Raw genomic sequence first — 14,766 nt, 5'->3', positions numbered from 1 at the left:
AGTGCGTCCCGGGCGCTTCTCGGTTAAGGTAGGCGAATACTCTCCTGCTCGACGTCAAGAGATCATGATCGCACGACTGGAACCTCTTTCCCGGGTCGATGAGCGCCATGCCGCCTTCATCGAGGCGCTCGAAGCGGAAGGCTTCGCCGGCGATATCGCCGCGGACTACGCCAATCGCACGGTGCTGGCCACCGATAACTCCATCTATCAGCGCCTGCCCCAGGCGGTGCTCTACCCGCGCAACGTCGAGGACCTCCAGCGCATCGCCCGCCTGGCGGCACGGGACGAATTCCGCGAGGTGACGCTGGCCCCCCGGGGCGGCGGGACCGGCACCAACGGCCAGTCGCTCACCGAGGGACTCATGGTGGATGTCTCGCGGTACATGAACCGCATCCTCGACATCGACGTGGAGAATCGCCGCGTGCGGGTCCAGGCCGGGGTGGTCAAGGACCAGCTGAACGCGGCCCTGAAGCCCCACGGGCTGTTCTTCGCGCCGGAACTGTCGACCTCCAACCGGGCCACCATCGGCGGAATGATCGCTACCGACGCCAGTGGCCAGGGTAGCTGCGAATACGGCAAGACCCGGGACCATGTACTGGCACTGGATACGATACTCCTGGGAGGCGAACGCCTGTCCAGCGAGCCGCTGAGTGAAGACGAACTGGACGCGCTATGCGCCCGGGACGACGTCGTCGGCGAAGTGCATCGCACCGCCCGGGAGATCATCGACACCCAGCGCGATCAGATCGAGGCTGGCTTTCCCAGGCTCAACCGCTGCCTGACCGGCTACGACCTGGCGCACCTGCGCACACCGGACGGCCGCCTCGATCTCAATAGCGTGCTGTGCGGCTCCGAGGGATCGCTCGGCCTGCTCAACGAGGCCACCCTCAACGTCCTGCCCATGGCGAAGCATTCGACCCTGGTCAATGTGCGCTACGCAAGCTTCATGGATGCCCTGCGCGACGCCAAGGCGCTGATGGCCCTGGAAGCCAACCGCCCTACCTCCATCGAGACCGTGGACGACAAGGTGCTGAATCTGGCCATGGAGGACTTCGTCTGGAACAGCGTGGCGGAGTTCTTTCCCGCTGCGGCTGACGACGAGACAGCGGTGGTCACCGCTCCGATCTGCGGCATCAACCTGGTCGAGTTCAACGCCGACGCTCTGAGCGAGCTCGAGGCCAAGGTAGCCGCCTTCACCGCCCATCTGGCAGCCGATACCCGGGTCGAGCGTCTTGGCTACACCCTCGCCGAGGGTCGCGAACGGATCAGCCGGGTCTATGCCATGCGCAAGCGCGCCGTGGGCCTGCTGGGCAATGCCAGGGGGGAGAAGCGACCGATTCCCTTCGTCGAGGATACCGCGGTGCCGCCGGAACACCTGGCCGACTACATCGCCGAGTTCCGCGCCCTTCTTGACGAACACGACCTCGACTACGGCATGTTCGGGCATGTCGATGCCGGGGTGCTCCACGTGCGCCCGGCCCTGGACATGAAGGACCCGGAGCAGGAAGCCCTGGTGCGCAAGATATCCGACCGGGTCGCCGAGCTGACCCACAAGTATCATGGCCTGCTGTGGGGCGAACATGGCAAAGGCGTACGCTCGGAATACGCACCGAAATTCTTTGGCAAACTCTACCCGACCCTGCAACGCCTCAAGGCGGCCTTCGATCCACACAACCAGCTGAACCCGGGCAAGATCGCCACGCCATCGGCTGACATGCCTCGGCAAGACGATTTCGAACCGGTGCGGCTGATCGACCCGGGTCTGCTGACCATCGACGGCGTGACCACCCGCGGCCAGCTCGACCGCCAGATCGACGAGCGTGTCTGGCAGGCTCACTCGGCCGCGGTCTACTGCAACGGCAATGGCGCCTGCTACAACTACGATCCCGATGACGCCATGTGCCCCTCCTGGAAGGCCACCCGGCAACGCATCCATTCACCGAAGGGGCGCGCCAGCCTGATGCGCGAATGGCTGCGCCTGCAGGGCAACAGCGGCATCGACGTGGTCGAGGAGTCGCGCAAGAAGAAGGCCGAGGGTACCTGGGGGTTCGTCCGCGACATGCCGCTACGCCTCTGGAATACCGTTCGCAAGCGGCGCGGCGACGAGGATTTCTCCCATGAGGTCTACGAGGCCATGGCCGGCTGCCTGGCCTGCAAGTCCTGCGCCGGACAGTGTCCGATCAAGGTCAACGTGCCGGAGTTCCGCTCACAGTTCCTCGAGGTCTACCACGGGCGCTATCAGCGGCCGCTGCGCGATTACCTGATCGGCGGGCTCGAATTCATGATGCCTTACTTGTCAGCGATCACACCGCTCTATAATGCCGCACTGCGCAACCGGCTGGTCGACCGCCTGATGGCCCGGCATATCGGCATGGTCGATAGCCCCCAACTTTCCCCGGCGCGCCTTTCCAGTCAGCTCAGGGCCTGGGGCATCGCCGAAGCGACCCCCATCAGCCTGGGGCTGCTCACCGAACGCCAGAAGGCGCGCAGCGTGATCCTGGTGCAGGACGCCTTCACCAGCTATTTCGAGTCGAAGCTGGTGATGGATGTCGTCGAATTGCTCTCACGCCTGGATATCCGGGTGTTCGTCGCGCCCTTCTCGCCCAACGGCAAGCCGCTCAATGTGCAGGGGTTCCTGGGCGTCTTCGAACGCACCGCCGAAAAACAGGCGAGGCGCCTGCGCAGCCTGGCCGAGTCCGGTGTTCCCCTGGTAGGGGTCGATCCCGCCATGACCCTCACCTATCGTCAGGAGTATGCCAAGGTCCTGGGGGCCGACGCCGTCCCCGAGGTGCTGCTGCTGCAGGAGTGGCTGGTGTCCCTGGGCCAGCGCCTGGCGCCCAGCGGTCTCGGGCTCACCGACCCGGGGTTTCGGCTGCTTTCGCACTGTACCGAGAAGACCACGGCTCCCGGCTCACCCAGGGCTTGGCAGCAGGTGTTCGCGATCTTCGGCCTGGAGCTCGAACTGCTCGATAGCGGCTGCTGCGGCATGTCCGGCACCTACGGTCACGAAGCGCGCAATCTCGAGACGTCGAAGACCATCTACGGCCAATCCTGGCAGCGCCACGTCGAGAATGAAACGAATGACGGACGACTGCTGGCCACGGGCTACTCCTGCCGCAGCCAGGCTAGACGCCTCTCCGACATCACGCTCGACCACCCCTTGCAAGGGCTGCTGAAAGCCATCAAGTGTGCGTAGCGAGTAAAAGGGGTCATTCGGTCCTGGGTGTGAAATTTGCCCCTGTCGCCGAGCCACGATAAGGCCTGCCATACGACAGGGGCAGAACATGGATGGCACGCCTATTCCGACGCTTGGCATGGAGCTCGACGCACCTATCGTCCGCTGAAGCGAGCTCCTACAGGTGGTTGATATAAAAGGGTTTTGCAAAAGCCCGATTCATCGGGCGATAGATCAGACCGAATCCACATGAAACGTCGAAAAGCCGTAAAAGGACGTACATGGATGAGGATCGTGCTCGCCCGCGGCCCCAGCGGGACGAGCATGGGGCTCAGAAGAACAGGCGGCGCAGGGCTGCCCCGGGGTCTTCTTCCCTCATGAAGGCCTCGCCTACCAGGAAGCCGTTCACGCCATACTCGCGCATGTGCTCGACATCGCCCCGGGTGTTGATGCCCGACTCGGTAATGATCGTCACCTTTTCGGGAATCCGGGAGAGCAGCTGAAACGTCGTGTCGAGGGTGGTCTCGAAGGTATGCAGGTCACGGTTGTTGATGCCCACGAGCTCCAGATCGAGGGCCAGGGCGCGTTCCAGCTCGAGGGCATCGTGGACCTCCACCAGTACGTCCATGCCCAGCTCGCCGGCCTGCTGGTGCAGATCCTTCATCCGCGCATCATCGAGAGCGGCCACGATCAGCAGAATGCAGTCGGCGCCGATGGCCCGCGCCTCGGTGACCTGATAATCGTGAACGATGAAGTCCTTGCGTATCACCGGCAGCCCACAGGCCTGGCGAGCGGCGATCAGATCGTTTTCGTGCCCCTGGAAGAAGTCGGCATCGGTGAGCACCGACAGGCAACTGGCCCCGGATTCGGCATAGGCCTTGGCGATCTCGGCGGGCCGGAACTCCTCGCGGATGACTCCCCGCGAAGGCGAGGCCTTCTTGATCTCGGCGATCACTGCCGGATCGCCCTCCTCGATGGTGCGGCTCAAGGCCGCGACGAAGCCGCGCGGCGCCTCCTGCTCTCGGGCGCGTTCCAGCAGCACTGCCTCGGAGACCCGGGCACGGCGCTCGGCGACCTCGTCATCCTTGCGCGCCACTATCTTGGCCAGGATGGTGGGCATATCATCGGTGGTGGTCATGTCGGGCTCTCTATCGGACAGTCGAAAATGGGTGCCCAGGAATGGGCTCATTGCTGATCGCTGAACACGCGACTGAAATCGATCAGTTCCTTCATCTTTTCCAGCGCCAGCTTCGATGCCATGGCATCCTGGGCCAGCGCCACCCCCTCCTTGAGATTGTCCGCGATATCCGCGGCGTAGAGCGCAGCCCCAGCGTTCAGGGCCACGATATCCGCCGCCGCCCCCTCGCCGACCAATGCCTCCTTGACCAGGCGTAGGCTATCCTCGGCGGTGACCACCTTGAGGGGCTCCAGGGACTGCCGTTCTATCCCCAGCTCCTCGGGGGCGATGACATACTCCTCGACCCTGCCCTCGCGCAGCTCGGCGACCCGCGTGGGCGCCGCCAGGGAAATCTCGTCCAGGCCATCCTCGGCGTGGACCACCAGCACATGCCGGCTGCCCAAACGACCCAGCACCTCGGCCATCAGCGGCACCAGACTGGGTTGATATACGCCTAGCAGTTGATGCTGGGCGCTGGCGGGGTTGGTCAGCGGGCCCAGGATGTTGAAGACGGTGCGCACACCCATCTCGCGACGCGGACCGATGGCGTGACGCATCGCCGGGTGGTGCAGGGGCGCGAACATGAAGCCCACGCCCACCTGTTCGATGCAGCGCGCCACCTGCTCCGGCGCGAGATCCAGCTTGATGCCGGCGACATCGAACAGGTCGGCACTGCCGGAGGAAGACGATACGCTGCGGTTGCCATGCTTGGCGACATGCCCGCCGGCCGCGGCGACCACGAAGCTCGAGGCGGTGGAGACATTGAACAGGTTGGCGCCATCGCCGCCGGTGCCGACGATGTCGACCAGGTCGTCGAGGCGCACCCCGACCGGTGTCATCAGCTCGCGCATGACCTGAGCGGCGGCGGCGACCTCATCCACCGTCTCGCCCTTCATCGACAACCCGATCAGGAAGCCGCCGATCTGGGCATCGGTGGCCTCCCCGGTCATGATGTGCTGCATCACGGCATGGGTGTCGGCGTAGCTCAGGTTGCGGCCTCGCATGACCGCATCGATCGCCTCTCGCATTTGCATGATGTTCTCCTTATTGTCGCGATGGCAACGACACAAGATAACGGTATAAGGTATACAGTATAAGAGTGTATAGGCGGTCAAGCACGCCGCCGCGCGAGGAAGTTGCCCAGTAGCGCATGCCCCTGGCGCGTCAGGATCGACTCGGGATGAAACTGTACCCCCTCGATGTCCAGGGTACGATGACGCAAGCCCATGATCACCCCGGGGGTGACATCCTCGTCCCCCACCCAGGCGGTGACCTCGAGCTCCTGGGGCAGACTCTCGGTGTCGACGACCAGGGAATGATAGCGGGTCACTTCCAGCGGGTTCTCGAGGCCGACGAAGACCCCCTCGCCCCGATGATGCACCCGAGAAGTCTTGCCGTGCATCACCCGGGGCGCACGTACCACCCGACCACCGAACACCTGGCCGATCGCCTGGTGGCCGAGGCAGACCCCCAGGATCGGCACCTTGCCGGCGAAATGACGGATCACATCCAGGGAAATGCCCGCCTCGTTGGGCGTGCAGGGCCCCGGGGAGATCACGATATGGCTGGGCGCCAGGGCCTCGATATCGGCCAGCGACAGCGCATCGTTGCGATAGGTCTCAACCTCGGCGCCCAGTTCCGCCAGGTACTGCACGATATTGAAGGTAAAGCTGTCGTAGTTGTCGATCATCAACACGGACATCAGGACTCACTCCGGCACACGCACGGGCTGGCCCATGCGCTGACATCAGGGATTGGCAGGATCATTCGAGGTTGTCCAGGCCGCGTTCGGCCATGGCCACGGCACGGAACAGCGCCCGCCCCTTGTTCAGGGTCTCCTGCCATTCGAGTTCGGGCACCGAGTCGGCGACGACCCCGGCACCGGCCTGGACATGCAGCTCGCCATCCTTGATCACCGCGGTGCGAATGGCGATGGCGGTATCCATGTTGCCGTGCCAGGAGAGATACCCCACCGCGCCGGAGTAGACGCCGCGCTTGACCGGCTCCAGCTCGTCGATGATCTGCATGGCGCGAATCTTCGGTGCCCCGGAGAGGGTTCCGGCGGGAAAGGTCGCCCGCAGCACGTCCATCGCCGAGAACCCGGGCGACAGGCGCCCGGTGACGTTGGAGACGATATGCATGACGTGGGAATAACGCTCGACGGCCATGTGGTCGGTGACCTTGACCGTGCCGGCCTCGCTGATACGACCCACGTCGTTGCGCCCCAGGTCGATCAGCATGACATGCTCGGCGATCTCCTTGGGGTCCGCCAGCAGCTCGGCCTCGAGCGCCCTGTCTTCTTCCTCGGTGTGACCCCGCTTGCGGGTTCCGGCGATGGGGCGCACCGTGACCTCGCCCTCCTCGAGCCGGGTAAGGATTTCCGGAGACGACCCCACTACCTGATGGTCGTCGAGATTCAGGAAGAACATGTAGGGCGACGGATTGAGACTGCGCAGGGCCCGGTAGAGATCGAGCGGCGGCGCCCGGAACGGGATCGACATGCGCTGCGACGGCACGCACTGCATGACGTCGCCGGCCAGCACGTACTCCTTGATGGTCTCCACGGCGCTCTTGAAGCCTTGCTCGGTGAACCCCGAGGTGAAGTGCCCCTCTTCCACCGCGGCGGCGCCGCTTCCCGGACTCGCCGACTTCAGCGTAGCGCCGCGCAATGTCTCTTCGAGGGACTCGAGACGCTCGATGGCCCGTTCGAAGGCCCGCACTTCGGCGGGGTCGGCATGGGTCCACAGCGTCAGTCGCCCCGAGAGATTGTCGAATACCACGAACTCGTCGCTGACCATCAGCAGGATATCCGGCACGCCGATGGGATCGGGCTTCTCCACACCTCGCAACCGCGGTTCGATGTAGCGGATGGTGTCGTAGCCGAAATAGCCCACCAACCCGCCATCGAAGCGCGGCTGGTCGTCGAGACGCGGTACCTTGAAGCGAGTCTGGAACTGCTCGATCCAGGCCAGGGGGTCATCCACCTGGGTGACACCGGATTGCTCGCCATCGACGATGTGTCGAACCTCGTCGCCGCGCACTTCGATGCGCTCGCGGCACGGCAGGCCGATGATCGAGTAACGGCCCCACTTCTCGCCCCCCTGCACGGACTCGAGCAGGAAGGTCCAGGGCGCGTCGGCCAGCTTGAGGTAGGTGGAAAGCGGTGTATCCAGATCGGCCAGCACGTCCCGGGTGACAGGGATGCGATTGAAGCCTGCCTGCGCCAGCTCGGCGAAGCGTTCGGAGGTCATCATGCCCGGTGATTCCTTCAGGATGTATCGAGTAAAGGTGTCAGTGTCGCACAGTCACGCTCGGCGCGTGACTACTGCGGTGTCACCATCGCCAGCGCTTGACGGCGCGAGCAAGCGTGGCGCTGTCCTGGGAAACCTGAGAGAAAAGGCGGGTATCCAGCGTCATGATGCGTCCGTTATTGCTGAATTTTATTGATTTGTCGTCGTTTATAGTGATATTCAACAACCCTAAACGAGTTCCCCGAGCGATTCAACCACCGCATCCGGTTGGCTGTCGCTGATCGGCTCGCCATGGTTATAGCCGTAGGGAACTGCCAGGGCATGGAATCCGGCCCGTCGCGCGGCCTCGATGTCATGGCGGGAATCGCCGACCATCAGGCAGTGCCGTGGCGCGATGCCGAAACGTTCGGCGACATGCAGCAGCGGCGCGGGGTCGGGCTTCTTCTGCGGCAGCGAGTCGCCGCCCAGGGTCAGATCGAAATAGCCAGCGAGCCCCAGAGCCTCGAGAATCGGCGCGACGAAGGCGTGGGGCTTGTTGGTGATCACCACCAGCACCAGCTCACGCTCGCGCAAGGCCGTCAAGGCCTCCCTCACCCCCGGATAGACTCGGGTCCGTGCGCAGGGTGCCCGACCGTAATGTCTGAGAAACGCCTCATGGGCGTCATTCAGCATCTGATCCCCCGGCACGCTGCCCGTGGCGAACGCGAGTGCCCGCTCGACCAGCTTGCGCGAGCCGTTGCCGACCCAGTCGCGAACCCGGGCGACACCGGCCGTTGGCAAGCCAGCGTCTTCAAGCATGGCGTCCACCGCCACGGCAATATCCGGCACGGAATCGATCAGGGTGCCATCCAGATCGAAGGCGACGAGGCAAATGGCGTCGAGACACGGCAACATGACTTCTCCACTGCAGAGCAAGAGTGCGGCATTGCAATAACAAAGCCATGAATTATGCCTGCACGAACAGGAAAAAACAGGCTATCGATTCACTCGGGAGTCGCTGAATGAATTGCCGAACGAAATGCAGCGCGAGGTGGATGGTGCCAAGATTCGTTGGGGACGCAGAGCCCGTGCAGGCATTTATGCAGTGGTTCCCTAGTCCGGCATGGTGGCGGTGATCCGTATCGACGCATACCAGGCGGCAAGATTGGCGATATCCTCGTCGCTCAAGCCCTTGGCCACCACCGACATGATCTCGTGCTCGCGCTTGCCGCTGCGAAACGCCTTGAGTTGTGTCTCGAGATAGATCTGGCTCTCGCCCGCCAGGTGCGGTGCGATCGGGATCGTCGCGATGCCGTCCAGGCCATGACAGGTCTGGCACTGACGTGCCAGCTTGCGACCGGCGTCGGGATCGGCCCCTTGAGCACTGGTCGCCAGCGCCAGACCGCTAGCGACGACAAGAGCGATGGCCGGAAGGGAAAATGGCATGCCGTTTCCTCGCCGCACTACAGAAGCAGGCAGGCGGTAGACGCCTGCCGACAGGAGTAAAGCGCTGCGTGCCTACTGAGCAGACGAACCAGTGTAGGCGATGCGATAGACCGCCCCGGCGAGATCGTCGGAGACCAGAAGCGAGCCGTCGCGCAACTGCGCGACATCCACCGGACGACCGAGGTATTCGCCATTCTCGTCGAGCCAGCCCTCGGCGAAGGGCACCGTCTCGCCGGTGACGTTGCCTTCCGCATCGACCGGGGTAAACATCACCCGCGCGCCGACGGGCTCGGTACGGTTCCAGGAGCCGTGCTGCGCGTTGAAGATGCCGCCCCGGTACTTTTCGGGGAACATCTTGCCGGTGTAGAACACCATGCCCAGATCCGCGGCGTGGGCCACCGTTTCGGCCACCGGATGCACCACCTCGACGGGCACTTCCTCGCCCTTGTATTCGTTGGTGCGCACCTCGCCGCCACCGAACCAGGGATGGCCGAAGTGCTGGCCCATTTCGGTCTGGCGATTGATTTCACCGGGCGGGATGTCGTCGCCCATGCCGTCCACCTGATTGTCGGTAAACCACAGGTTGCCCGTCCCGGGGTGGAAGTCGTGACCGACCGAGTTGCGGACGCCTCGGGTATAGACCTCGCGCTCGCTGCCGTCCTGGTTGACCCGGATGATGCCGCCGATGCCATATTCGGAGAAGACCTCGAGATGCTCCTTCGGGGCGACGTTGTAGGGCTGGCCCAGCGAGATATAGAGCTTGCCGTCCGGGCCGACGTCGCAGACCCGGGCAGTATGGTTGTAGCTGACGAACTCTTCGGGAATCAACTCGCCGCCGGGAATGACCGGCTCGGCAACCACATCCGGGCTTTCGTAGAAGAACTCCGCCGCCGGATAGGCCAGCACCCGATTCTGTTCGGCAATGTAGAGCACCCCCGCCGGCGAGAAGCAGGGGCCGTTGGGAATCGACTTGGCGAGCGACGGCGCGAAGTTCTTGACCTCGTCGGCGACGCGATTCTTGTCGCGGTCGGTGACGGCCCAGACCTCGGTCTTGCGGGTGCCGACGAAGATGACGACTCCCTGGGGGCCGACTGCCATGTGGCGTGCATCGGGAACGAGGGCGTAGAGATCGATGGTGAAGCCCCGGGGGAGCTTGATGCGCTCCAGGGTCTTGCGGATCGCATCGGCGCTGGGGCTGTCCTGGTCGATGACGGTGAACTCGGTCTCGCCCGTGGTCTGGAAGTTGCCGAGTTTCTCGAGGGTGTCATCGGTCTGGGCATGGGCCAGGGGAAAGAGCATTACACCGACGGCGAAACCCGCTGGCAAGATTCTGCTTTTCATTGTTGTTCTCCGTTGTTACCGGCACCCTACCGACACCGGCCTACAACGAGTACAGACAGCGCCCCTTGATACGTCAAGGCCATTGTTGCGTGGGGCTCAGCGCTGCCCCTCGAGCCAGTCACGCTTGGCCGGCGCCGACTGTTTCTTGAGCCATGCTTCCAGCTTCAGTGCCTCGCTGCGGCTACCGACCGGCTGGTGATGGATCAAGCGCAATGGTCCCTTGCCGCGCAGCGCCCGGGCGCCGCGCTTGCCGCTTCGATGCTCGTCGAAACGCCGCTCGACATTCGTGGTGATACCGGTATAGAGGGCGCCGGCCGCCGTCTCGATCAGATAGAGATGCCAGCAGGGTGCAACACCTCCCTCTTCCTCGACTGCCAACACCTCCGCCGAGGGCTCACGCATGGTGCTCGTGTACCGTGGCCAGTGCGTCGCGAAACGCGCGAATCACGCTGTCGTAACGGTGCGGGTCCTCCTCGCGGCGGCCCTTGAAGACCGCCGAACCGGCGACGAAGGTATCCGCGCCGGCCCGGGCGATCTCGGCGATGTTGTCGATCTTGACCCCGCCATCGATCTCCAGGCGGATATCCTGCCCGCTCGCGTCGATGCGGCGACGAACGTCACGCAGCTTGTCCAGGGTGCCGGGCAGGAAGGATTGCCCCCCGAAACCGGGGTTGACGCTCATCAGCAGGACCATGTCGACCTTGTCCATCACATGGTCGAGATAGGTCAGGGGCGTGGCGGGATTGAACACCAGCCCGGCCTTGACGCCGCCGTCGCGGATCAACTGCAGGGAGCGGTCGATATGCTCCGAGGCTTCGGGGTGAAAGGTGATGTAGCTGGCGCCGGCGTCGATGAAGTCACCGATCAGACGATCCACCGGCTTGACCATCAGATGCGCGTCGATGGGCGCGGTTATCCCGTACTTGCGCAATGCTTCGCAGACCATCGGGCCGATGGTCAGGTTGGGCACATAATGGTTGTCCATCACGTCGAAATGCACGATGTCGGCACCGGAGGCGAGGACGTCCTCGACCTCCTGACCCAGGCGGGCGAAATCGGCGGAGAGAATCGAAGGGGCAATCTTGAAGTCGGACATGAGCACGCTACGGTTCCACGAAACAGGTGAGCGCCATTCTAGCCTAATCGACACGCCCTGTCGGGGTCGGCCATTTGCGCATCCCGGATTCTGCGTCGATATTGAGAAATGGCTAACACAACAACATCTCGACTCTGGAGACGATCATGACTCTCGCCCTTCTGCCACGCCGGCGATGCCTGACGGCCTTGCTAAGTGCCGGTGCACTGACCTTCGCCGTCTCGGCCCCCACCCTCGCCCAGCAGGCCATCCTCGAAGGCGAACGCTTTCATCCCGAAGTCAGTACCCGGGGGATGGTCGCGACCAGTCACTTCCTGGCCTCCCAGGTCGCTCGGGACGTGCTGGCCGAGGGCGGCAACGCGGTGGACGCCGCGGTCACTGCCGGGTTCGCCCTGGCCGTGACCCAGCCGCGCTCGGGCAACATCGGCGGTGGCGGCTTCATGCTGGTATCGGACGAGAAGAGCGGCGAGGTCGTCGCCATCGACTACCGCGAGAAGGCGCCTTCCGCGGCCTATGAAACCATGTTCCAGAACGACGAGGGCGAGGCGGTTTCCGAGTTGTCGCGTTACACCCATAACGCTTCCGGGGTGCCGGGTACCGTGGCCGGCCTGGCCATGGCGCTCGAGGAGTACGGCACCCTGAGCCTGGCCGAGGCGCTGGCTCCGGCGATTCGCCTGGCGGAAGAGGGCTTCACGCTGCCCCAGCGCTTCGTCGATGGCATTCGCGACACCCGCGAGCGCCTGGAGCAGTGGGAAGGCTCGCGCAAGAAGTTCTTCAAGGAGGACGGCAGCCTGTACCAGGTCGGTGATACCTTCCGCCAACCGGACCTGGCGGCGACCTTGAAGCGCATCGCCGAGCAGGGCCCGCGGGAATTCTATGAAGGCAAGACCGCCGAGCTGATCGCTGCTCAGATGGAAAGGAATGGCGCCCTGATGACCGCCGAGGACCTGGCCAACTACGAGCCGGCGATTCGCGAACCGAGCCACGGCACCTATCGCGGCCACGATGTCTACGCCATGAGCCCGCCCTCCTCCGGCGGGGTACACATCGTGCAGATGCTCAATATCCTCGAGGGCTACGATATCGCCGATATGGGCTTCAATTCGGCCGACACCATCCATGTGATGGCCGAGGCGATGAAGCGGGCCTATGCCGATCGCTCAGAGTACCTGGGTGACACGGATTTCGTCGAAGTGCCCCTGGAGGGCATCACCTCCGAGGGCTATGCCGACGAATTGCGCAGCCAGATCTCGATGGACGAGGCCACGCCCAGCGACAGCATCGCGCCGGGCAACCCGCTGCCCTACGAGTCCAACGAGACCACCCACTTCTCGATCGCCGACGGCAACGGCATGGCGGTATCGAACACCTACACCATCAACTTCAGCTACGGCTCGGGCATCGTTGTCGAGGGGGCGGGTTTCCTGCTCAACAACGAGATGGACGACTTCTCGGCCAAGCCCGGCGTGCCCAACGCCTATGGTCTGATCGGCGGCGAGGCCAACAAGATCGAGCCCAACAAGCGCATGCTGTCGTCGATGACCCCGACCATCGTCAAGAAGGACGGCAAGAACTTCCTGGTCACCGGCAGCCCGGGCGGCTCGCGCATCATCACCACCACGCTGCAGGTGCTGATGAACGTCGTCGACCACGACATGAACATCCAGACCGCGGTGAGCGTACCGCGCATCCACCACCAGTGGCTCCCCGACGAGATCCGCATCGAACAGGGCATCAGCCCGGACACCATCGCCCTGCTCGAATCACTCGGTCATACCGTCAGCCGCCAGGAGGCGATGGGGGCCGCCCAGTCACTGATGATCGAGGATGGCATCTTCTACGGCGGTGCGGACCCCAGACGCTCCACCTCCTCGGCCATGGGCCTTTGATGAGGTCATGAAAGCGCCCGTCTCGCTCCCTCTCTGATTCTCGTCTTCGACGCTCCCGCCCCGGTTGTCCGGGGCTTTTCTTGCCGACAGCCAATAGCATCGCTGTGATAGCGCATCCTTATCGCTCGTTATTGCAAAAATGAATAACAAACAGGATTGTCATTCCATAAATGCTGGTTTAGCCTTCTAACAAATTGAATTGCCATGGAGCCGCAATGACTCTCTCGTTATTCTTGCACCGCCGCGCCATCGCCTCTGCCGTCACCCTGAGCCTGACGGCCGGGTTTGCCGTGCCGACTCTCGCCGCGGATCGCGAACTGCTCAATTCCTCCTACGACATCGCCCGGGAGCTGTTCGCCACCATCAACCCCGAGTTCGTCACGTGGTGGGAAGAGCGGCACGATGAAAGCATCGAGGTAAAGCAGTCCCACGGCGGTTCCTCCAAGCAGGCCCGCGCCATCATGCAGGGGTTGCGCGCCGACGTGGTGACCTACAACCAGGTCACCGACGTCAACGTGCTCGCCGAGCAAGGGCTGGTCGCCGAGGACTGGCAGCAGCAGTTCCCCAACAACGCCTCGCCCTACTACTCCACCACGGCGTTCCTGGTGCGCGAGGGCAACCCGAAGGGAATCGACAGCTGGGACGACCTGGTCGAGGGCGATATCGAGATCGTCTTCCCCAACCCCAAGACCTCGGGCAACGGCCGTTATACCTACCTGGCCGCCTGGGCCTACGCCGATCGGGAATTCGACGGCGACCAGGAGCAGATCCGCGAGTTCATGAAGGAGTTCCTCGGCAACGTCAAGGTCTTCGATACCGGCGGTCGCGGCGCCACCACCACCTTCGTCGAGCGTGGCATCGGCGACGTGCTGATCAGCTTCGAATCCGAGGTCAACAACATCAGCAAGGAGTATGGCGAAGACGACTACGACGTGGTCGTGCCGCCGGTGAGCATCCTGGCCGAGTTCCCGGTGGCGGTGGTCGAGGAGTACGCCGAGCGCAACGACAATACCGACCTGGCCCGGGGCTACCTGGAGTACCTCTACACCGAGGAAGCCCAGCGCCTGCTGGCCGGTTTCAACTATCGCGTCAACGACGAGACCGTCCAGGGGGAGTTCGCCGAGCAGTTCCCCGAGACCGAGCTGCTGCGCGTCGAGGACGTGTTCGGCAGCTGGGGTCAGGTCATGGATACCCACTTCGCCAGCGGCGGTGAACTGGACCAGCTGCAGCGCCGATGAAATGTTCCACCTCCTTGGTAACCAGGGGCAGTCAGTTCCCCGCGAAGCCAGCCGAGCGATGGTCAAACCAGGCGAATGACAGCGAAAAAGCGGAGTTTACATGCGAGTAAATGAGCATTTTGAGCTGGCATTCAACGCCGTGTGGCCGAGCGCAGGCGGCTCCCGCGGGCGAAC

The 14,766-nt window shown here is 63.7% G+C and carries 12 protein-coding genes; 3 read left to right on the top strand and 9 right to left on the bottom strand.

Annotated features, from left to right (window positions below; all coding sequences use genetic code 11):
• The first annotated feature begins 64 nt into the window (after positions 1-64).
• A complete protein-coding gene (gene ydiJ, locus BUA41_RS06560) occupies positions 65-3,196 on the top strand; it encodes a D-2-hydroxyglutarate dehydrogenase YdiJ (protein WP_072821004.1) in 3,132 nt (1,043 codons plus the stop codon).
• A gap of 310 nt (positions 3,197-3,506) precedes the next feature.
• Here ydiJ and trpC read toward each other — a convergent pair whose 3' ends face one another.
• From trpC to rpe, 9 genes are all read right to left on the bottom strand, one after another.
• Positions 3,507-4,313: an indole-3-glycerol phosphate synthase TrpC gene (gene trpC, locus BUA41_RS06555; RefSeq protein ID WP_072821002.1), complete on the bottom strand. Its 807-nt coding sequence runs from the start codon at positions 4,311-4,313 to the stop codon at positions 3,507-3,509.
• Between the two features lie 47 nt (positions 4,314-4,360).
• A complete protein-coding gene (trpD, locus tag BUA41_RS06550) occupies positions 4,361-5,386 on the bottom strand; it encodes an anthranilate phosphoribosyltransferase (RefSeq protein ID WP_072821000.1) in 1,026 nt (341 codons plus the stop codon).
• 77 nt (positions 5,387-5,463) lie between these two features.
• The gene (locus tag BUA41_RS06545) at positions 5,464-6,054 is read right to left on the bottom strand and encodes an anthranilate synthase component II (RefSeq protein ID WP_072820998.1); all 591 of its coding nucleotides are present in this window, start codon (positions 6,052-6,054) and stop codon (positions 5,464-5,466) included.
• 61 nt (positions 6,055-6,115) lie between these two features.
• Positions 6,116-7,603: an anthranilate synthase component I gene (trpE, locus tag BUA41_RS06540; protein WP_072821339.1), complete on the bottom strand. Its 1,488-nt coding sequence runs from the start codon at positions 7,601-7,603 to the stop codon at positions 6,116-6,118.
• A 228-nt stretch (positions 7,604-7,831) separates the two neighbouring features.
• Positions 7,832-8,497 (bottom strand): phosphoglycolate phosphatase, encoded by a 666-nt coding sequence (locus BUA41_RS06535; protein ID WP_072820996.1) that lies wholly within the window; start codon positions 8,495-8,497, stop codon positions 7,832-7,834.
• Between the two features lie 198 nt (positions 8,498-8,695).
• The gene (locus BUA41_RS06530; protein ID WP_072820994.1) at positions 8,696-9,028 is read right to left on the bottom strand and encodes a c-type cytochrome; all 333 of its coding nucleotides are present in this window, start codon (positions 9,026-9,028) and stop codon (positions 8,696-8,698) included.
• A gap of 72 nt (positions 9,029-9,100) precedes the next feature.
• Positions 9,101-10,369: a PQQ-dependent sugar dehydrogenase gene (locus tag BUA41_RS06525; protein WP_084671237.1), complete on the bottom strand. Its 1,269-nt coding sequence runs from the start codon at positions 10,367-10,369 to the stop codon at positions 9,101-9,103.
• A 96-nt stretch (positions 10,370-10,465) separates the two neighbouring features.
• Complete coding sequence (locus tag BUA41_RS06520) at positions 10,466-10,771, bottom strand: GIY-YIG nuclease family protein (RefSeq protein WP_072820990.1); 306 nt, start codon at positions 10,769-10,771, stop codon at positions 10,466-10,468.
• The gene (gene rpe / locus BUA41_RS06515) at positions 10,764-11,465 is read right to left on the bottom strand and encodes a ribulose-phosphate 3-epimerase (RefSeq protein ID WP_072820988.1); all 702 of its coding nucleotides are present in this window, start codon (positions 11,463-11,465) and stop codon (positions 10,764-10,766) included. The genes BUA41_RS06520 and rpe overlap by 8 nt, the downstream gene beginning before the upstream one ends.
• Before the next feature lie 146 nt (positions 11,466-11,611).
• On the opposite strand from rpe, the gene ggt reads away from it, so the two are divergent.
• Positions 11,612-13,354, top strand: coding sequence for a gamma-glutamyltransferase (ggt, locus tag BUA41_RS06510; protein ID WP_072820986.1), 1,743 nt, complete (start codon positions 11,612-11,614; stop codon positions 13,352-13,354).
• Positions 13,355-13,569: 215 nt separating this feature from the next.
• On the top strand, positions 13,570-14,592 hold the full coding sequence (gene cysP / locus BUA41_RS06505; RefSeq protein ID WP_072820984.1) for a thiosulfate ABC transporter substrate-binding protein CysP: 1,023 nt from the start codon (positions 13,570-13,572) through the stop codon (positions 14,590-14,592).
• The last annotated feature ends 174 nt before the right edge of the window (positions 14,593-14,766 follow it).

This window comes from Modicisalibacter ilicicola DSM 19980, from assembly GCF_900128925.1.
Lineage (GTDB): Bacteria > Pseudomonadota > Gammaproteobacteria > Pseudomonadales > Halomonadaceae > Modicisalibacter > Modicisalibacter ilicicola.
Note: the sequence above shows the minus strand (reverse complement) of the source record. Positions and strands in the feature narration are given on the sequence as shown.